Here is an 18433-nt window from a genome sequence, read left to right as displayed (position 1 = left end):
CTCATGGTTTTGGATACGATGTCCCAAACGGTCGTCCTCGGCGTTATCGGCTCCGATGCCCACGTCGTTGGCATCACGATCTTAGAGCAAGCCTTCAGTGCAGCCGGCTTCGATGTCGTGAACCTCGGCGTTCAGACCTCTCAGGAGGAGTTCGCGGAGGCCGCCAAAGCCCACGATGCAAGCGCTGTACTCGTCTCCTCGCTCTACGGCCACGCCGAGCAGGACTGCCAGGGATTCCACAGCGTTCTCGAGGACGCGGGCGTCGACGCGGTCAGCTACATCGGCGGCAACCTCGCCGTCGGCCAGGACGACTTCGAGCAAACCCGGAAAACGTTCCGAGAGCTCGGGTTCGACCGCGTCTTCGACTCCGAGACCGACCCCGAGGACGCGATCGCCGCGCTCCGCGAGGATCTCCAGCTCTCGCCGACCGAATCGGAGCGGGCCACAATTACCTCCTAGATGGCTAGATGATACGAGACGAACGCATTCCATCCGACGAGCTACGGCGTATCGACGAGGAGATTCGGTCGAATTGGCCGACGGGTGCGGACGTCGACTTCGAGGACGCGATCGAGTATCACGAGTCGCTGCCCGACCACAAGCGATTCGCGGACGTCCTCGAGTCGGCTGAGAAACCGCTCCTCCAACCACGGGCCGGCGTTCCGCGGCTCGACGACCAGATCGAACTCCTGCAGTACCTCCACGAGGAGGGGCAGGCGGACCTCCTCCCGACCACGATCGACTCGTACACGCGCGACAACGAGTACGAGAAGGCCCAGCAAGGCCTCGAGAAAGCCCTCGAGACGGGCGACGATACGTTGAACGGCTTCCCGGCGGTCAATCACGGCATCGATGGCTGCCGGGAACTGATCGACACGATCGACGCGCCGATCGAGGTCCGCCACGGGACGCCCGATGCCCGCCTGCTGGCGGCGATCACCTTCGCCGGCGGCTTCCAGAGCTTCGAGGGCGGCCCGATCTCCTACAACATCCCGTACACGAAGCGCCACGGGCTCGAGGAGACCATCGAGAAGTGGCAGTTCGTCGACCGGCTGGCGGGGGCTTACACCGAACGCGGCGTGCGGATCAACCGCGAGCCGTTCGGGCCCCTCACGGGGACCCTGGTCCCGCCGTCGATCGCGATCGCGATCATGCTGGTCGAGGGGAAACTCGCCGCGACCCAGGGCGTGCGCTCGATCACGCTCGGCTACGGGCAGGTCGGCAACGTCGTCCAGGACGTGGCTGCCCTGAACGCCCTCAAGAAGTTGGGCAACGAGTACCTGCCCGACGAGGTCGTGGTCACGACGGTCTTCCACGAGTGGATGGGCGGCTTCCCGCCGGACGAGGCCCGCGCCAACGGCGTCATCAGCCTCGGCGGCATGACCGCCGCCATCGCCCGGCCGGACAAGGTCATCACCAAATCCCCACAGGAGTTCCAGGGCGTCCCGACCAAGGAGGCCAACTCCGCCGGCCTGCGTACGACGCGGCAGGTCATCGACATGGCCATCGAGCAACAGATCGACATCGACGGCATCGCGGAGGAACAGGACCTCATCGAGCGCGAGACCCGCTGTCTGATGGACACCATCTTCGAGCACGGCGACGGCGACGTCGTCCAGGGGACGCTCAGGGCATTCGATTCCGGGGCCCTTGACGTGCCCTTCGCACCCAGCGACAGCGCGGCCGGGGCCGTCCTGCCTGCTCGAGACGACGACGGTCGCGTCCGCATCTTCGAGTGGGCCGACCTCGAGATGGATGACGACATCAAGGAGATTCACAAGGCACGGCTCTCGCAACGCGCCACGACCGAGGGCCGCGACCAGTCGTTCCGCATGGTCGCGGACGACGTCGACGCGATCAGCGACGGGAAGCTCATCGGCCGACCGCAGTCACAGCCACAGGGTGACGTCTAAATGGAGATTACAGGACTACACGCCACGCCCGGCTACTCCGGGTTCTTCTTCGACGACCAGCGCGCGATCAAACAGGGAGCAACACAGGACGGGTTTACCTACGAGGGCGACCCCGTCACCGCCGGCTTCGACGAGATCCGCCAGGCCGGCGAGTCGATCATCGTCGACATCGAACTCGGCGACGGGACCGTGGTCCGGGGCGACTGCGCCGCGGTCCAGTACTCCGGTGCCGGCGGGCGCGACCCGCTGTTCAAAGCTGACGAGTACGCCCCCGTCGTCGAGGACCCCGTCGGCGACGCGCTCGAGGGCCGGGACGCGACCGACTTCCTCGCCAACGCCGAACTGCTCGAGGAGATGCAGGTCGACGGCGACCGGCTCCACACGGCGATCCGCTACGGCGTTTCGCAGGCCTTACTCGCCGCCGCAGCTGAGGCCGAAAACACCACGAAAACGGACGTGCTGGCCGACGCGCTGGGCACCGAGCCCGCCACGGAGCCGGTCCCTGTCTTCGGCCAGTCCGGCGACGATCGCTACACCAACACGGAGAAAATGTTCGTCAAGGGCGTCCCCGTCCTGCCCCATGCGCTCATCAACAGCGTCGAGAAGATCGGCGAGAACGGCGAGACCCTCCTCGAGTACGTCGAGTGGCTCGTCGAGCGCTCGCAGGAGCTCGGTCCGGACGGCTACGACCCCCGATTCCACATCGACGTGTACGGGATGATCGGGGAACTCTTCGGCGCGCCCTACGACCGCGACGAGGTCGTCGACTACTTCGCCGCGCTCGAGGACGCCGCCGACCCCGTCCCGATCCAGATCGAGGGGCCGATGGATGTCGGCGACCGCGAGGAGCAGATCGCGGCGATGGTCGAGCTCCGCGAGGGGCTCGCCGACGCGGGCGTCGGCGTCGATATCGTCGCCGATGAGTGGTGTAACACGTTCGCGGACGTGCAGGCGTTCGTCGACGCGGGCGCGGCTGACCTCGTGCAGGTGAAGACGCCCGATCTGGGCGGCATCCACCGCAGCGGGCAGGCGGTCCGCTACTGCGAGGGGACCGACACGCGCGCCTACCTCGGCGGCACCTGCAACGAGACGGAGACCGCCGCGCGGGCCTGTGCCCACGTCGCGCTCGCGACCGACGCCGCGCAGGTGCTCGCCAAGCCCGGCATGGGCTTCGACGAGGGATACATGATCGTCGAAAACGAGATGCGGCGGACGATCGCCCGCCGCGAGCGGGACCAGCAGCGAACCGACACTGACGAGGTGACCGCAGATGACTGAGTGGACCGATCCGGACACGTTCGCACGGGCGCTCGAGGACGTCGAGACCAAGGAGAAGGGCAACTGCTTCGAGGACTTCGAGGAGGGAGACCTCGTCGAACACGATCCCGGACTCACTCTCACCGAGTGGGGCAACGAGCAGTGGATGAGCCAGACTTTGAACCACGACCCCGCCTACTGGCGCACCGATGCCGCCGACGCGCGCGGGTTCGACGAACCGCCGATCCACCCGGACTATCTCACTGCCGCGACGCTCGGGATCACCGTCGAGGATTTGAGCGAGAAGGGCGGCTACTTCCTCGGGCGAACCGACGTTCGGTTCCCCGGAGCACCGGTCTACGCGGGCACCGAACTCCACGTCGAGAGCGAGGTCGTCAACACGGCGACCTCGAGTTCCCGACCCGAGTACGGTATCGTCTCCTGGCGCACCCGCGGCATGGACGCCGAAACCGGCGACGTCCTCTGTTCCTACGAGCGGACGAATATGATCCCGCGCCGCGAGCCGCTGGCCACGGACGGGAGCGGAGCCGCAACCGCCGACGGGGACGGCGACGACGAACCCGACCTCCCCGAGGAGTTCGTCGCCCCCGCGGGCGGCTACTACGAGGACTTCGTCGTGGCGCTCGAGGAGGCCGCGGACCGCGATGCGGCCGTCGCCTACCGGCACGAGCGCGGCCGCACCCAGGACGACGTGACCGTCGCCTCGCTGCCGTTGGCGACGCTGAACACGGCCAAGCAACACCACAACGTCGACGTCATGGCCGACTCGCCGTCGGGCAACATCGTCACCTACGGTGACGTGACCCGCTCGACCGCGCTGGGCCACGCCCGCTCGGACGAGCGGACCTGGCGCGAGGTCGGCTTCGACGACGAATCCTTCCACACGTTCGTCGCCGTCGGCGACACCGTCTACGCCTTCACGCGCGTTCTCGAGGCCGACGACGACGCCTCGAGCGACGGGGCGGGAACGGTCACCTTCGAGCACATCGCGTTCAACCAGCACGACGAACCCGTCTACTCGGGGACGCGAACCGCCGAGATTCGAAAGCGCTCGAACTGAGACGAACCACCATCGGAGACGACCACAGACAGACACACACCGATACAACACATGACCGACGACATTCGACTCTGCCGTACGTTCCAGACTGCACCGGCCGCCGTTCCAAAAGACGACTCGGCGAAGTACCTCACCTCCGCGCTCGAGGCGGAGGGGTTCCAGGCCCCGGACTGGCTCGTCCCCGACATGGAGGACGGAACGGCACCCGATATGAAAGCCGAGGGCCTCGAGAACACCATCGAGACGGTTCCCGAGTACGACTTCCCCGGCGAGATCTGGCCCCGCGTCGAGTGGAGCTACGAGGACGCGGAGTACCGCGAGAAGGGCCGCGACCAGATCGACCGCCTCGTCGCCGAGATCGGCGACGAGATCGACGGCGTCGTCGTCCCCAAGGTCGGCCGTCTCGAGGACGTGAAACGCGCTGCCAAGGTCGTCGCCGAGGCGGAGGCCGAACACGGCTACGACGACGGCTCGATCGGCCTCTCGGTCATCGTCGAAACCGGTCGTGCCCGATCCGATCTGCGCGACATCTCCAAATTCGGCACGGACTCCCGGCTCACCGCGCTCGTCTTCGGCCCCGTCGACTACGCCGCCGAACTCGGCGGCCGCGATCTCGGCGACGGCATGCCCCGGTGGGACGGCCTGCTCGAGGCCCTCTCGAACGAGGCCAGCGCCGGCGGCCTGCTCTCGATCGGCGGCCCCTTCGACGACCTGTTCAAGGAACGTGCCGGGCTGACATACTACAACGCCGACGAGTACGCCGATCAGATCGAACACGAGGCCCAGCTCGGGCTCGACGGCTCCTGGTCGCTGTACCCCAAGCAAACGATCCAGGCCAACACCGTCCACATGCCCACGCCCGACGAACTCGAGCGCGACGTGCACAAGATCGAACGCTTCAACGAAGCCAAACGCGAGGGGACCGGCGCGGTCACCATCGACGGCCAGATGGTCGACGAGGCTACGTTCAAGAACTTCCGTAACACCGTCCAGCAGGTCCGCGCGATCGACGACATGCGACCCGCACAGACCGAGGAATACTACGACGCGGCGCTACTCGACCGAGCGCGCGACCTCGAGCTGTCGTATCGCTGAACTGCGGACTCGAGGCTGTACCGGTTCGGTTGACTGACTGATTTCGGTTTCGGCCCCGGTGAATCACCGGACAGCGTTCGACTTTTTTTCACTCATCGAGCGGGAGGCCAGGCTGTCCGACGTTCACAGATGGTGCTGGATACGCCGATTGGAACTTCCACGTATATGTCAAACAATTATCTCCATCGGTCGAGAGTTCGTATCGACTCGGATGATCGGTGGGGATCGAGTCCGGTATGACGGTTCGAGACGGGCATCTTGGGCGTCCTATTCCGACAAGAGGACGCTCTCATCTCATACTCGTTCTGACTACTGATTGTCGTTCATCATTGACAAGCAGACTATGATAATTTACTATAATCGTAAATACTAATAATAGGAAATGATTGAGTGCGATTCACATGGTGTATGTGCCGCTACAGACGGTGAAGCTCTCGTATAGTCCATTAATCACGTTTATCATCGGCCTTATTGCAGTCATCGCGTTGCTGGTGTGGCTCGATCTTCCGGCGTTTGTCGGGCTGATCATGGCTGCGTTCACCGTCGGCGTCGTCAACTCGGTCTTCGTCCCCGACTTCGGCGCAGCGGACGCCGGGTCTCGAGTCGCGACCGCGTTCGGTGACAACATGGCCGGGATCGGTATTCCGATCTTGATGGCCGCAGTCATCGGCAAATCGATGCTCGAAAGCGGGGCGGCCCAGCGGATCGTTCGGGGCTTCCAGAACGTTCTCGGCGAGTCCAACTCGGACATCTCTCTGCTGGGAAGCAGTACCTTCCTCGCCGTCCCCGTCTTCTTCGACAGCGTCTTCTACCTCATGGCACCCCTCGCGCGTTCGATGCGAGCCCGTGTGGGTCGAGATTATACCCTGTTCCTCGTCGTCGTCGGAGCCGGTGCAGCGACCACGCACGTCTTCGTCCCCCCGACGCCGGGACCGCTGGCCGTCGCAGCGGAGCTCGAGACGGATCTGGGAATGACGATCGCCATCGGAATCGCTACTGCGCTCCCGGCGGCGATCCTCGCTGGCCTCGTCTACGGCCGATGGATCAACGCCAGGCTCGATATCCCGCTTCGTGACACCATGTCGACAACGACCGAGGAACTCGAGGATGTCGCCGACAAACCGACGAACTCCCTGCCGGGCATGCTCGAGTCCGCGGCACCGATTATTCTGGCGGTCGTCCTCATCGGGTCGTTGACCATCGTCGAGGGATTCGGGGACGTCTTGCCGTCGATCGAAGCGATTCGGCCGATCGCCGCCTTCCTCGGGGACAAGAATGTCGCACTTACCGTCGCCGCCCTCGCCGCGGCGTACTCCTTTAGGCGACACAACGACCTCTCACGTAGCGAGTGGGCCGACGAGCTTACCGAGGCGCTGAAAAGCGGTGGGAACATCGCTGCCATCACCGCCGCCGGTGGTGCCTTCGGTGCTCTCCTTGCGGCCTCGGGGATCGGTGACTATCTCGCAGGAGCCCTCGAGGGCGTCGGTATCGGCCTGCTGGTCACCGCCTGGCTTATCGCCGCGATCGTTCGCATCGCACAGGGATCGGCGACGGCCGCGATGCTCACCGCCGCCGGTATCATGGCCCCGCTCACTAGCCAACTCGCCGTCCACCCCGCCTACCTTGTGATGGTGATCGGTGCGGGTGCCAACATCTTCTCGTGGTACAACGACTCCGGCTTCTGGCTGGTAAAGGAGATCGGCGGCCTAACGCAGGCCGAGACACTCCAGACGTGGACTGTCTTGACGACGATCATCTCCATCTCGGGGCTGCTAACGACCCTCATCTTCTCGACGCTCTTCCCGTTCGCGTAATCCAAAACGGCTCTCCCGTTTTGTCGAGATAGTTCCCCCTCTGCAGATTACCTCTGCATCCGGATTCCGAACCGACCGACATCCTCCTGAAGCCCGTCTCGTTTGCTGCACTCACGATCGGTCGTCTCCCCCCGGTCGAATCCACCCGTTTCGGTTTCCGCTCGAGAGACACCTCATGGTACTCGTCGTGTAGTTCTCGTAAGAAGACAGTGGGGACGGGATTTGAACCACGGTCGGACCGAAGCTCCTCCCTGATTCAAATCCCACTGTTTCCGCTTCGCTCCTCACGTCCGTTCGTCACAGAAGCGGTGGGGATGGGATTTGAACCCATGAGGCTTGACAGCCACCTGCTCTCAAGGCAGGCGCGTTAGGCCGCTCTGCCACCCCACCTCACCTGCACGTTCTCCGCACGTTCAAAAAGGGTTGTCGGTCTATTCGCGCTCGAGCGAGCCGTCGGCTCCGACGGTGAGTCCCAACTCGTCGACGAACGCGGCCGTCGCCTCGGCACCCGGTCGGTCGGCCGCCCGTCGGGCCTCGAGTCCGGCGACGGTCGCCCGCAACCCGGCCGGCGTCGCGACGGACGGGAGCATCGGCGCGAAGCCGACGCCGAGACCCGCGGCCGCCGCTTTTTCCGCGAGCGTCGACAGTTCCGGCGTCGCGTATGCGTCAGTGAAATCGATCGGCGCGGTAAAGCCGGCGAGGTAACTGCTCCCCTCTGTCGACGGCCCCAACACGACCTCGTGGCGCCGGAGCGACATCGCCGCCCCGTCGATTTCCGTTCGGTTGACCAGCGGCACCGTCGGCTCGAGGACGCCCACGCTCTGGGCACCCTCCTGCTCGAGCAGGTGCGTGACGGTGTTGCCGACGCGAGCAGCGCGGTTCGAACCGACCTGCCGTTCGAACCGGACCGCCGCGTCCTCGCCGAGCGCGTCGAGCGCGAGCGCCCGAACCTCGGCTTCGGGGTCCCCGTCCGCGTGTGCCTCTGGCAGAGTCTCGGCGTCGCGGTAGTTGAGCAGGAGGTCGCCGCCGCTGCGTGTGACGGCCCAGCAGACGTCGGCGACGGCGGCCTCGTAGAGCGATGCGGCCTCGGCTTCGGTCAACGGCGATCCGTCGACGAGCGACGGGAGGACGAGTCCGTCGCGCGGCGGGTCGATCGGGACGACGACGATCATGCCCCATCCTCCGAGCGCACGGTCCTTGAACGCGGCGCTTTCGGGGGTTGCGGGACCGAAACCGATGGGAAATGAAGATGAATTATAACGGTGTAGCCCCTCCGGGACGGTATGGACGAACGGTCGCTCGCCGGACTGCTCGCGACGCTCGTGATCGCCGCGCTGGCAGCGCTTGGCGTGTACGGATTCAGCACTGGCTACCTACTCAACTCACCCGGACCCCTCTTCGCCCCGACGATTGGCGTTGTCGCCGTCGCGGTCCTCACCGTCGCGGCGTTGATCGCCTCCGGCGTCGGCTCGAAACGCTGGCGCGAGAACCCGTACTGGTAACCGCTCGAGCCACAGTCACCGCCGCTTTCTCACCGTTCCTGCCGTCCCTTCGTCTGCCGATAGTCCGACGCCATCAGGTCCACGAACGCCTCGAGCCACGCCTGTGTCTGGTCTGTCGTCTGCGCCTGCGGGTCGATCATGGGGACGAGTTCGAACCCGCGGCCCCGAATCCGCGTCGCATGGTCGGCGGGCAGCGAGAGGTCGTCGACCGGGGTCGTGGTGTACTCGATGCCGAGTTCCGTCAGCGCGCGCTCGCCGACCGGCACGAGGATTTCCGGATTGATCATCCGGATCTCGGCGTTGAGATAGGGCTCGCAGGTACCGATCTCCTCGTCGGTCGGTCGCCGATCGGGATCGCGACAGCGGGTGAGATTCGTCAGGTAGACGTTCTCGAGGGTGGGTGCATCGGCCGGCGAGGTCACGTCACAGAGACCGAGCCGCTCGAGCATCCGTCGCAGTCCACCGTCGCCGTCGCTGCCGCCCGCTCCGGCGAACGGAACGCCCGTGTCGTCGGCGCGCGCCGTCGGCCGCTCGCCGACGAACAGGAAGTCGGCGTCGACATCGCCGTAGCCGTGGACGACCCGACTGCGCGTCTCACAGAGCGCCGGGCAGTTCCGACACTCCTCGTCCATGCCGTAGGGGTTCGCCCGAGACCGTTGATTCGCGTCCACACTCGTGTCTCGAGGGGCAGACGCAAAAGCGACGCGCCCCGGCGGCCGGCCGATCGGTCTCGAGCCGCTCGACTCAGCGACCGAGGCCGCCGCGTTCGTTGACCTCGAGAATGAACTTCACGTTGCGGACGATCTCCTCGGGAGAGGTCTCCTCGCGCTCGTCGTAGAGGTCGCTGGTTCGATACAGGATGTTCGCGAGCTGTTTGCTCTCGCTGGTGTCGCCGCGTACGTCGTCCGCGATCTCGCGGAGCGACTCGACGCGCTCGGGATCGGGCGCGAATCCGGTCTCCGAGTCGGCGGTGTCGGCCGCCGCGATTCCGCTCTCGGTGTCGTCTTGGTCGTCGCTCATTGGTCCGGTGATGTAGTCTCGCTGTGTCGGCTCTGGGAGATGGCCTGTCGGTGGACGATACCCGTGTTATTCGCCACGTTCTCGGTGATCGTCCGGAGGGCGTCGCTGGTCACGTCCCCGTCTGTGAGGACCGTTGGCTTGCCTCCGTCGCCGCCCTCACGGACGGCCGGGTCGAGCGGAATCGAGCCGAGGAACGGCAGTTCGTGTTCCTCGGCGAAGTCCTCGCCGCCGCCGGAGCCAAAGATGTCGTGTTCGCCGCCACAGTCGGGACAGGCGAACGTCGACATGTTCTCGGCGATGCCCAGCACGACCGTGTCGTGTTTGGCGAACATCTCGAGGCCCTTCCGAGCGTCGTCCAGTGCGACATCCTGTGGGGTCGTGACGATGACCGCACCGGTGACCGGCATGGTCTGGAGCATCGTCAGCTGGGTGTCGCCGGTCCCCGGCGGCAGGTCGACCACGAGGTAATCGAGGTGGCCCCACTCGACGTCTTCAGTCAGTTGCGTGATGACCTTGTGAACCATCGGCCCGCGCCAGATGACCGGGTCATCCTCGCCGGTGAGGAAGGCCATGCTCATGAGCTTCACGCCGTACTTCTCGGGCGGGACGAGCGTCTCGTCCTCGGTCGCCATCGGCGGCTCGTCGGCGTCGACCATCCGCGGGACGTTCGGCCCGTAAACGTCGGCGTCGAACAGGCCGACGCGAGCACCCAGTTGTGAGAGCCCGGCCGCGAGATTGACCGCGACGGTCGACTTGCCGACGCCGCCCTTCCCGGAGGCGACGGCGATGACGTTCTTGACGTTCGGCAGCACCTGTTCCTCGGTGGTGAGATCGTCGCGATCGGGCACGCTCGCGGTGAGATCGGGCTCGAGGCCCGCCTCGGTGAGGACCTCGCGAACCGCGGCGGCAATATCGCTCTCGCTGGGGGAGTACGGGGCACCCAACGCGAGATCGACATCGACCTGCTCGCCGTCGATGTCGATCTCGTTGACGAGCCCGAGCGAAACGATGTCATCGCCGAGTTCCGGATCGTCGACCGTCCGGAGCCGGTCGCGAACGGCGGTTTCGTCCATGTCACTAGCTACTTGCCAGCGTCGAAAAGGATTGTGTTCGGTCAACGGACCCGTGTTTCACGAGGTGCGAGGACAACACGGTCGGTCTGACCGTGAGCCGCTTTCGTGTAGACCGCCGCGAGTCGGTTCCCCAAGAACGGATTAGCCCGGAGCGACGTACCCGTCGATGTCGGCCTCGTGATCGAAGTACGGCTCGTAGAAGTCGAAGTGGCGGTACTTCCCCGTGTATTTGTACTTGCCGTGGCCGAGCACGCGGTAGGGTTCAGGCGGTTCCAGCCCCATCCCGATAAAACAATCCCTGATCTGGCAGACCAGATTGTGGCCGACGTGATAGCGGAACCGATCCTGGGCGTAGTTCGTCGGCACGATCTCGAGACGGGCATCGGGGTCGCGATCGAACGGATCGTCGCCTTCGATCGTCCGGTCCTCGTTCGTGTCCTCGTAATACATGGTGTCGATTCCCGACACGCCCTCGATCGTGAGCGCAGCGCCAGCGCCATCGGACTCGCCGCCACCACCAACGAGGGAGGTCGCTTTCGAGACGAGTCCCTCACTCGTCGCCGTGGCTACCTCCTCGAGATCCTGCTCCCCGAGGACCTCCGTCGCGGGTCGGGTGAGTTGCTCCTGTATCGCCTCGAGATCCTCCTCGAGGTAGATATTCTGCTTGTAGAGCAGGAACTCCTCGTTGTAGACCGCCGATGGCAACTCGAGTGGCGGAACGATATCGGATCGGTCGTGGCTGGCCGCCTGCTCGTACAGTGTCTGGAAGTACCCCGCGAACTGTGCGTCGCTGAGATCCAGCAGTGCAAGCAAGACCGCAGCGATTCGGTCCGGGTTCTCGATTGGCGGGAGTGTGTCATAGCCCCGCTCCCGGTAGACGTGATAGCGGGCAAGTCGGCGGGCTTGAGAGACACTTTCGTCTTCTTGGTTTGTCCGCTTTGATGCGTCGTCAGGATACGAATCCTGATAATGGTAAACAATTTCTCCATCGAAGAGCATCTCGATCTTATGCTCAGCGCCACTATTATCGATAACCCGTACTCCGATCCCCTCTTCTGTTTCCTCTTCAACAGACACAGTCATATTTTAGAAGATCCCTAACCGACTATCATCGTCTCCATCGGTATTCTCTTCCTCACGGTTCCCCTCCGCATCATCATCGGCGCTGAAGAGACGATCTCTGATTCCACCGAGGGCACTTTTCAGACCTTCACTGGCAGTGCCCACGCCAGCAGCCATCACGGCAGCAGCGATGGCGGGTGCAGCTACTTCGGGGTTGGCTGCCGTATCTTGCAGGACATCCTGAAGCGCAGGTTCGCTCATCGCCCGGCCAAGTGCAATCGTTCCAGCAGCAGCGCCACCACCCAGAATCCCTTTCGCTTTGTCGTCGAACCCACTGTTGACCTCGTCTTCGAGCGCACCTACGTTCGACTGCGTCTCCTGAATAGCCTGCTGATTCTGGCTAACGGTTTCCCTGAGCTCAGCGACCTCTTCTGAGAGGTGCTCCAGCCCCTCGTAGGTCATACTCCCGCTACCCTTGGCGGATCGCTGAATATGCGTCTCGGTCCCTTTCCGGTTGATCGTCACCGGCCCGTCGGCCAGCGCCTGCTGGGCCGCGTCCTCGGCTTCCCGCTCGAGAGAGGGATCTGGATCGATTGCGAGTCCGCTATCGTCTTGGGGCATCATGCTGATGTCCGCACCGGTCTGCTGGCGGACGTGGGCGAGTTCGTGGGCAAGGATGTGCTGCCCCGCCGGTGATTTGGGATCGTACTCGCCGTGATTGAACGCGATGTGGTTCCCGACGGTGAACGCCCGCGCATTGATTGCCTCGCAGGCGGTCGCTGCAGTCGCGCCGGCGTGAATGCGTACGTCGCCGAACGAATCACCCATCCGCTCTTCCATCGCCTGTTGGATGCCGTCATCCAGGGGCTGCCCTGTCGACTGTATCACGTCTCGGACCGGGTCTGGAACGCCCNTGTTGCGGCGTTCGATATCGTCGGGTACAGCCTCGGGACGGGCGGCCTGGCGCTCGCGGAACGCCTCGGCCGCTTTCGGATCTCGCATGTCCTCGACGGTCATCCCCTCCTCGATCCACTCGTGGACCCGGATCGGGTTCGACGCCTCGAGTCGTTGTAACTCGAACAGCGTCTCGTCGTTCGGAATCGACATTCCGTACTCCTCTTCCGCCTCCGTGAGTGGCATCCGGTGGGCCCAGCCGCCGGCGTCCGACTCGTGGTCGGGCAACGACCGGACGGTCTCGATTTGCTGAGACTGTCGGTCGTCACCGGTCGTCGTGGCGTCCCTCGCTGATCGAAACCCCATGTAAGACTCGTGGCGAGATATTCAGCCCCGGATAGCATAAAGGTTGTCAGAAAACGCTCTTAAATAAACACTGAGTCAAGATTACGTTCCGTCGGCACGAAGGCGTTGAGATGGTCGATCCGGAATGTAACGCACTGCATTGCGCCACGGCTCACCGACACGTCTCGCCGAACTCGACTATACCGACGCCGTCATCAGGGGCGCGACAGGCATTGTTCGGCGGTCTCGAGGATCGCAATCCGACGCGGACGGCTCCTCACGTGCAGCGACCGCGAGCGAAGCGCCCCAGGGTGCGTCGATCGCGGGCCGGGGTCACGAACTGAAATCGAACCGCGGCCCGCCGTAGGTCGGCGGCTCCGGCTCGAGTTCGACCCCCTGCTCGTACCGGACGAAGTTGAGGTAGAACGGCCGGCCACAGCCCTGGATGGGGTTGCCCTCGGGATCGGTGACGGTGCCGTCCTCGCCACAGTGGAACTCGATCCCGTCGACCGCCTCGAACTCCTCGTCGGGGCCGGCGTACTCCCATCCCGGCTGGGGCAGTGTGGTCACGGATCGATCCGCGAGGTCCGGGCGGCGCTCGACGCTGACGACGGCTCCGCAGTGTGGACACGTGTACCGGACGGTGACGGTCATCGGCGGCACTAGGGGACTCGAGGACGTAAGCCTGCGGGCAGCGGAGAACCCGTCAGCGACTCGATGCCGAGTCGTCCCGTAACGGGCCGTGGGACTGTTTCGGGGTCGCCGAGTGTACGTGACGGCGACCGGGTGACCGATCTGTGACGGAACGACTGAGAGCACCCGGAACACCTTTTGCGCTGACCGAAAACCATCGGAGTATGATCGACGAGACGGCCGAGGAAATCCGTGAAATGCAGACGCACAGTTCCTCGGTGGTCGCGGTCCACGCGGCCCAGGCCCTCGAGGAACTGGTCGGGCGGGAGTTCGCGACCGTCGAGGAGTACACGCGCGCCCTCGAGCGCAACGGCTCCGTCCTGCGGCGGGCGAATCCCTCGCACGCCTCGCTACAGAACGCCGTCCGGGAGGTCGTCGACGACGTGACCGAGGCCGATCCGGACAGCGTGGAGGCGGCTCAGCGGCTCACCAGCGAGCGGATCGACGCGGTCGTCTCGCGGATCGAGGCCGGCAAACGACTGGCCGCGGAAAACGCCGCGGCGGTGCTCGAGGACGGTACGACCCTCTTGACCCACGACTACTCCTCGACGGTGGTCGAGGCGCTCGAGCAGGCGACCGACGCCGGCAAGGCGTTCGACGTCTACGTCACGGAGGCGCGGCCCCGATACATCGGGCGCAAGACGGCCCGAACCCTCGCCGAGTTCGACGGGATCAAGACGACGCTGATCACCGACAACGCGCACGGACTTCTCCTCGAGGAGTGCGATCGGGTCGTCGTCGGCATGGACTGTATCGTCGACGAGACGCTGTACAACCGCGTCGGGACGTTCCCGATCGCGTCGACGGCCGCGCGACTCGACGTTCCGGTCACTGTCCTGGGTTCGGCCTCGAAAATCGTCAGCGAGGGGTTCATGTTCGAGAACGAGTATCGGCCGAGCAGCGAGGTGCTGCCCGAGCCGGCCGACGGATTCGCCATCGAGAACCCCGCCTACGACGCGACGCCGGTCGACCTGCTTGAGAGCGTGATTACGGACGAGGGCCGACAGGAGTTCTGAACCGTTCACCGGGAGTGACGACCGAAGCCGCTCGAAGCGGTCGCTAGGCCTGACAGTCGCCGTCGTGTGGCAACAGCCTATGCCGGTCTCGGATGTACTGGCCGTATGCGTCTCGTTCAGGTATTCGTGCCGCGAGGCGAGTTGGACCTCGTTCTCGAGGCAGCCGAGGAAGCCGGCGTCGACTACACCGTCTCACGGGATACGGACCGCGGCGAGTTCGAGGCCCTTGTTTCGATCCCCGTCCCGCCGCCGGCCGTCGAGGGGCTGTTGGCCGACTTTCGAGCTGCCGGGCTCGACGAACGCTCGTACACGGTCGTCACTGCCGCGGAGACGATCGTCTCGGAGCGGACCGATGCCCTGTCTACGCGAGTGTCGGGGACGCGGATCTCTCGAGAGGAACTCCGGTCGCGAGCGGCCGACCTCGCACCGGCCGTCTCGACCTATTTCAGCCTGCTCGTCGTGAGTACGGCGATCGCGACGGCGGGGTTGTTGCTCGATTCCGCGGCGACGATCATCGGTGCGATGGTCGTCGCACCGCTGATGGGGCCGGCGCTGTCGGCGAGCGTCGGTGTCGTCGTCGACGACGAACAACTCGCGACGCGGGGCGTCGTGCTCCAGGGAGTTGGACTCGTGGCCTCGATCGCGACGGCGGCGGTGATCGGCTGGGCGCTCAGGGGGACGATATTGCTCCCGCCGGGGTTCGACATCACGACGGTGCCCCAGATCCACGAGCGGATCACGCCCGATCTCCTCGCGTTGTTTCTCGCGTTGGGTTCCGGCGTGGCCGCAGTCGTCAGCCTCACTCGCAACGTCGGGTCGGTTCTCGTCGGGGTGGCGATCGCCGTCGCGCTCGTTCCGCCGGCGGCCACCGCGGGACTCGGCATCGCCTGGGGCCGCCCGGAGGTCGTACTCACTGCCGGCACGCTCGTGTTGGTCAACATGCTCTCGATCAATTTCGCGGCGTTGCTCCTGTTGTGGTTCTCGGGCTACCGACCGCACCGGAGCGCGGACATCGAGCGTGCTTATGGGCGACTGCGTTCGCGAATCGTCGTCCTCTTCGTCGCGATCGCCATCCTCACCGCCGTTCTCAGCGGCGTCACCTACGGGACGTACCGAACTGCGGCGGTCGAACACGACGTCCGGATCGAACTCGAGACGATGAGCGAAGACCGACTGGCCGACGGCACCGCCCTTCAGTTTCGGGAACTCGCCGTCGATTACGAACTCGTCGACGTCTATACTGGCGCTGACCCGGTGGTTACCGTCCTCGTCGAACGACCGCCAGGCGAGCAACTCCCCAATGACTTCGCCGGTGATGTTCGCGAGCGCCTGGAGTCGGCGACCGGCGTCGATCTCGAGGTCGTCGTCGAACTGGTCGAGACCCAACGGAGCGGGTGAGTCGGACCGTTACTCGCGTTCTCCGAACGTTCGCGGCGAGCCCTCGGTCGGGGCGGCCCAGTCGACCGCGTTGCGGAGCACCCGCCGAACGCCGTCGTGCTCGTAGATCGGATACGTCTCGTGGCCCGGGCGGAAGTAGAAGATCCGGCCGTTGCCGCGTCGGTAGCAGCAGCCGCTTCGGAACACTTCTCCGCCCTCGAACCAGCTAATGAACACCTGCCGATCGGGCTCGGGGATATCGAACGGCTCGCCGTACATCTCCGATTCGGGGAGCTCGATGGATTCGTCGAGTCCGTCGGCGATCGGGTGTCCGGGATCGACGACCCACAGCCGCTCGGTCCCCCCGTCTTCGCGGTACTGCAAGCGACAGGACGTTCCCATGAGTCGCTTGAAGAGCTTCGAGTAATGGCTCGAGTGAAGCGGGATCAGTCCCATGCCCTCGAGTACGCGCTCGTGGACCCGATCGACGACCTCGGTTCGGACCTCGTCGTGGGCCTCGTGTCCCCACCACAGCAGGACGTCCGTCGCGTCGAGGACCGACGCGGTGAGTCCGTGCTCGGGGTCGTCGAGCGTCGCGGTTCGGACCGCGTGGTCGTCGGCGAGCGCGTCGGCGATGGGGGCGTGAATGCCGTCCGGGTAGACGGCCGCGACCGCGTCGTCTTCGCGCTCGTGACGGAACTCGTTCCAGATCGTGACGTCGGCCATAGCGGGTGTCTCCACCTGCGAGAGCTTATAGTATCGGTCGTTCCAGCGGATCGGGCCGAGCGATCCGACCGGTACAGAACTGCGTCGACAGATCGGTCGAGAAACCAGCGACAGTCTGCCTAATTGGAATTTCCTATATTCTGTAGGAATAGAGTATAGAGGGATGAAATCGTATCCTAAAAACTGAAATACGGCGCGATTGTACAGATTAATCGGTCACAACCCTTATTTTGGTCGCCCACTCTTTCCCCATATGGACCGGAATCGAACGCCAACGATAGCGAAATGGCCGGTTTCTCGTTTTACTGCCATCGCTACTCCGACGAAATCGTGGGGTTGGACATGATCGGCGACGGAATCGGGGTCGGTATCGTCGGCCTCGGCGGCATGGGCAATCTCCACGCGCGAAGCATCCGCGACCTCGGCGCTGAGATCGTCGCAGGTGTGGACCTCGTCCCGGAGCAACGCGATCGATTTGCCGGCGAATTCGGCGCGCGGACCTACGAGACTCACGAGGAACTCGTCGATGACGACGCGGTCGACGCCGTCATCGTGACGACGCCGAACCGGTTCCACGAACCGATCGCTGTCACAGCTCTCGAGGCGGGACTGGATGTCCTCGTCGAAAAGCCCCTCTCACACACGCTCGAGAGCGCGGAACGGATCGCCGAGACGGCGGCTCGTTCGGACGGCATCTGTATGGTCGGCTTTCACAACCGTCACGCGGCGTCGATGGCCATGTTCGACGAACAGCACGCGCGCGGCCGGTTCGGCGATCTGACGCACATCGAGGCGAATTACGTTCGCCGGCGGGGGGTCCCCGGGCCCGGGTCGTGGTTCACCGATCCCGAACTCGCGGGCGGTGGTGCCTTGCTCGATATCGGCGTTCACGCGCTGGATCTCGCGCTGTACGCGCTTGACTTCCCCGACATCGCCGAAGTCAGCGGCGTCACCCGGACGACGTTTGGCACCAGAGAGGAGTACGCCGATCCCGAGGGGTTTGGCGACAACTGGGACGCGGAGGCCGAGACGTACGAGGTCGACGATTCCGTCAGCACCTTCATCCGCACAGTGGACGGCCAGACGATCTCGCTCGAGGCCGCGTGGGCGACGAACCGCGAGGAGAGCATGGATTTCCGCGTGCGCGGCACGCGATCCGGTGCCCAGTTCGACATCGGCGACACCGATCTCCGGATTCTCGAGGCCGGAACCACGGGCTGCGATCACTACGCCGATGTCGCCATGACCGGCGACGCGGCCGTCACCGGCTACGCCGAACAGGACGAGCAGTTCCTCGAGGCGATCGCAACGGACGACGCCCCGAAGACGAACACCGTCGCGGAAGCCCTGACCGTCCAACGCGTGATCGACGCGATCTACCGCTCGAGCGAGACGGGACGTGCAGTCCAACTCGAGGAGTCCCCGCTGGCCGAGGCCCGACTCGAGCGGTCAGCGCGGCTCGACTGATTGCGTCGGGTTGCCGTGGTCCGTTTCCGACGACCGGTGAGTGGTCACGTTCGATGCGGACTGAAACGACAGTGCGACCGCTTTTCGTTCGTCGAACG

At 64.8% G+C, this 18433-nt stretch carries 18 protein-coding genes and 1 tRNA gene; 10 read left to right on the top strand and 9 right to left on the bottom strand.

Features of this window, described 5'->3' with window-relative positions:
* Window positions 1-3 precede the first annotated feature (3 nt).
* From glmS to C486_RS18445, 6 genes are all read left to right on the top strand, one after another.
* Complete coding sequence (gene glmS, locus C486_RS18470; RefSeq protein ID WP_008458931.1) at window positions 4-459, top strand: methylaspartate mutase subunit S; 456 nt, start codon at window positions 4-6, stop codon at window positions 457-459.
* A gap of 8 nt (window positions 460-467) precedes the next feature.
* Window positions 468-1913 (top strand): methylaspartate mutase subunit E, encoded by a 1446-nt coding sequence (locus C486_RS18465; protein WP_008458930.1) that lies wholly within the window; start codon window positions 468-470, stop codon window positions 1911-1913.
* Window positions 1914-3191: a methylaspartate ammonia-lyase gene (locus C486_RS18460; protein WP_008458928.1), complete on the top strand. Its 1278-nt coding sequence runs from the start codon at window positions 1914-1916 to the stop codon at window positions 3189-3191.
* Window positions 3184-4251 carry a 2-methylfumaryl-CoA hydratase gene (gene mch / locus C486_RS18455; RefSeq protein ID WP_008458924.1) on the top strand — a complete coding sequence of 356 codons (1068 nt, stop codon included), beginning with the start codon at window positions 3184-3186 and terminating at the stop codon, window positions 4249-4251. Before C486_RS18460 ends, mch begins: the two co-directional genes overlap by 8 nt.
* A 51-nt stretch (window positions 4252-4302) precedes the next feature.
* Complete coding sequence (gene citE / locus C486_RS18450) at window positions 4303-5346, top strand: L-malyl-CoA/beta-methylmalyl-CoA lyase (RefSeq protein WP_008458923.1); 1044 nt, start codon at window positions 4303-4305, stop codon at window positions 5344-5346.
* Window positions 5347-5747: 401 nt separating this feature from the next.
* On the top strand, window positions 5748-7160 hold the full coding sequence (locus C486_RS18445) for a GntP family permease (RefSeq protein WP_008458922.1): 1413 nt from the start codon (window positions 5748-5750) through the stop codon (window positions 7158-7160).
* Between the two features lie 306 nt (window positions 7161-7466).
* Here the strand turns inward: C486_RS18445 and C486_RS18440 are convergent.
* Together C486_RS18440 and C486_RS18435 are read right to left on the bottom strand one after the other, a co-directional pair.
* A tRNA-Ser gene (locus C486_RS18440) sits at window positions 7467-7550 on the bottom strand.
* A gap of 41 nt (window positions 7551-7591) precedes the next feature.
* Window positions 7592-8332 (bottom strand): DUF2064 domain-containing protein, encoded by a 741-nt coding sequence (locus C486_RS18435; RefSeq protein WP_008458920.1) that lies wholly within the window; start codon window positions 8330-8332, stop codon window positions 7592-7594.
* 111 nt (window positions 8333-8443) lie between these two features.
* Between C486_RS18435 and C486_RS18430 the strand changes: the two genes are divergently transcribed.
* A complete protein-coding gene (locus tag C486_RS18430) occupies window positions 8444-8662 on the top strand; it encodes a hypothetical protein (RefSeq protein ID WP_008458918.1) in 219 nt (72 codons plus the stop codon).
* A 29-nt stretch (window positions 8663-8691) separates the two neighbouring features.
* Here the strand turns inward: C486_RS18430 and C486_RS18425 are convergent, their stop codons facing one another.
* The 6 genes from C486_RS18425 to C486_RS18400 form a co-directional block, all read right to left on the bottom strand.
* The gene (locus C486_RS18425; RefSeq protein ID WP_008458917.1) at window positions 8692-9294 is read right to left on the bottom strand and encodes a uracil-DNA glycosylase; all 603 of its coding nucleotides are present in this window, start codon (window positions 9292-9294) and stop codon (window positions 8692-8694) included.
* 112 nt (window positions 9295-9406) lie between these two features.
* The gene (locus tag C486_RS18420; RefSeq protein ID WP_008458915.1) at window positions 9407-9682 is read right to left on the bottom strand and encodes a hypothetical protein; all 276 of its coding nucleotides are present in this window, start codon (window positions 9680-9682) and stop codon (window positions 9407-9409) included.
* Window positions 9679-10755, bottom strand: a complete 1077-nt coding sequence (locus tag C486_RS18415; protein ID WP_008458913.1) for an Mrp/NBP35 family ATP-binding protein — start codon at window positions 10753-10755, stop codon at window positions 9679-9681. The genes C486_RS18420 and C486_RS18415 overlap by 4 nt, the downstream gene beginning before the upstream one ends.
* 141 nt (window positions 10756-10896) lie before the next feature.
* A complete protein-coding gene (locus C486_RS18410) occupies window positions 10897-11754 on the bottom strand; it encodes a hypothetical protein (RefSeq protein ID WP_008458911.1) in 858 nt (285 codons plus the stop codon).
* Window positions 11755-11841: 87 nt separating this feature from the next.
* Window positions 11842-13077 (bottom strand): eCIS core domain-containing protein, encoded by a 1236-nt coding sequence (locus tag C486_RS18405; protein WP_008458910.1) that lies wholly within the window; start codon window positions 13075-13077, stop codon window positions 11842-11844.
* 312 nt (window positions 13078-13389) lie between these two features.
* Window positions 13390-13710, bottom strand: coding sequence for a hypothetical protein (locus C486_RS18400; protein WP_008458907.1), 321 nt, complete (start codon window positions 13708-13710; stop codon window positions 13390-13392).
* Between the two features lie 203 nt (window positions 13711-13913).
* On the opposite strand from C486_RS18400, the gene C486_RS18395 reads away from it, so the two are divergent.
* Together C486_RS18395 and C486_RS18390 are read left to right on the top strand one after the other, a co-directional pair.
* Complete coding sequence (locus C486_RS18395) at window positions 13914-14765, top strand: translation initiation factor eIF-2B (RefSeq protein ID WP_008458906.1); 852 nt, start codon at window positions 13914-13916, stop codon at window positions 14763-14765.
* A gap of 105 nt (window positions 14766-14870) precedes the next feature.
* Window positions 14871-16163 (top strand): TIGR00341 family protein, encoded by a 1293-nt coding sequence (locus C486_RS18390; protein ID WP_008458902.1) that lies wholly within the window; start codon window positions 14871-14873, stop codon window positions 16161-16163.
* A 9-nt stretch (window positions 16164-16172) separates the two neighbouring features.
* On the opposite strand, the gene C486_RS18385 is transcribed toward C486_RS18390, so the two are convergent.
* Window positions 16173-16868, bottom strand: coding sequence for a ThuA domain-containing protein (locus tag C486_RS18385; protein WP_008458899.1), 696 nt, complete (start codon window positions 16866-16868; stop codon window positions 16173-16175).
* A gap of 342 nt (window positions 16869-17210) precedes the next feature.
* Between C486_RS18385 and C486_RS18380 the strand changes: the two genes are divergently transcribed.
* The gene (locus C486_RS18380; protein WP_049910711.1) at window positions 17211-18335 is read left to right on the top strand and encodes a Gfo/Idh/MocA family protein; all 1125 of its coding nucleotides are present in this window, start codon (window positions 17211-17213) and stop codon (window positions 18333-18335) included.
* Window positions 18336-18433 lie beyond the last annotated feature (98 nt).

This window comes from Natrinema gari JCM 14663 (assembly GCF_000337175.1).
Lineage (GTDB): Archaea > Halobacteriota > Halobacteria > Halobacteriales > Natrialbaceae > Natrinema > Natrinema gari.
This window is presented reverse-complemented; position numbering and strand designations above follow the sequence as displayed.

What these genes read in the sequence shown, in the direction of transcription:
- glmS (WP_008458931.1), top strand. Translation starts at nt 4, where the DNA reads ATGGTTTTGGATACGATGTCCCAAACGGTCGTCCTCGGCGTTATCGGC.
- C486_RS18465 (WP_008458930.1), top strand. Translation starts at nt 468, where the DNA reads ATGATACGAGACGAACGCATTCCATCCGACGAGCTACGGCGTATCGAC.
- C486_RS18460 (WP_008458928.1), top strand. Translation starts at nt 1,914, where the DNA reads ATGGAGATTACAGGACTACACGCCACGCCCGGCTACTCCGGGTTCTTC.
- mch (WP_008458924.1), top strand. Translation starts at nt 3,184, where the DNA reads ATGACTGAGTGGACCGATCCGGACACGTTCGCACGGGCGCTCGAGGAC.
- citE (WP_008458923.1), top strand. Translation starts at nt 4,303, where the DNA reads ATGACCGACGACATTCGACTCTGCCGTACGTTCCAGACTGCACCGGCC.
- C486_RS18445 (WP_008458922.1), top strand. Translation starts at nt 5,748, where the DNA reads ATGGTGTATGTGCCGCTACAGACGGTGAAGCTCTCGTATAGTCCATTA.
- C486_RS18435 (WP_008458920.1), bottom strand. Translation starts at nt 8,332, where the DNA reads ATGATCGTCGTCGTCCCGATCGACCCGCCGCGCGACGGACTCGTCCTC.
- C486_RS18430 (WP_008458918.1), top strand. Translation starts at nt 8,444, where the DNA reads ATGGACGAACGGTCGCTCGCCGGACTGCTCGCGACGCTCGTGATCGCC.
- C486_RS18425 (WP_008458917.1), bottom strand. Translation starts at nt 9,294, where the DNA reads ATGGACGAGGAGTGTCGGAACTGCCCGGCGCTCTGTGAGACGCGCAGT.
- C486_RS18420 (WP_008458915.1), bottom strand. Translation starts at nt 9,682, where the DNA reads ATGAGCGACGACCAAGACGACACCGAGAGCGGAATCGCGGCGGCCGAC.
- C486_RS18415 (WP_008458913.1), bottom strand. Translation starts at nt 10,755, where the DNA reads ATGGACGAAACCGCCGTTCGCGACCGGCTCCGGACGGTCGACGATCCG.
- C486_RS18410 (WP_008458911.1), bottom strand. Translation starts at nt 11,754, where the DNA reads ATGCTCTTCGATGGAGAAATTGTTTACCATTATCAGGATTCGTATCCT.
- C486_RS18400 (WP_008458907.1), bottom strand. Translation starts at nt 13,710, where the DNA reads ATGACCGTCACCGTCCGGTACACGTGTCCACACTGCGGAGCCGTCGTC.
- C486_RS18395 (WP_008458906.1), top strand. Translation starts at nt 13,914, where the DNA reads ATGATCGACGAGACGGCCGAGGAAATCCGTGAAATGCAGACGCACAGT.
- C486_RS18390 (WP_008458902.1), top strand. Translation starts at nt 14,871, where the DNA reads ATGCGTCTCGTTCAGGTATTCGTGCCGCGAGGCGAGTTGGACCTCGTT.
- C486_RS18385 (WP_008458899.1), bottom strand. Translation starts at nt 16,868, where the DNA reads ATGGCCGACGTCACGATCTGGAACGAGTTCCGTCACGAGCGCGAAGAC.
- C486_RS18380 (WP_049910711.1), top strand. Translation starts at nt 17,211, where the DNA reads ATGATCGGCGACGGAATCGGGGTCGGTATCGTCGGCCTCGGCGGCATG.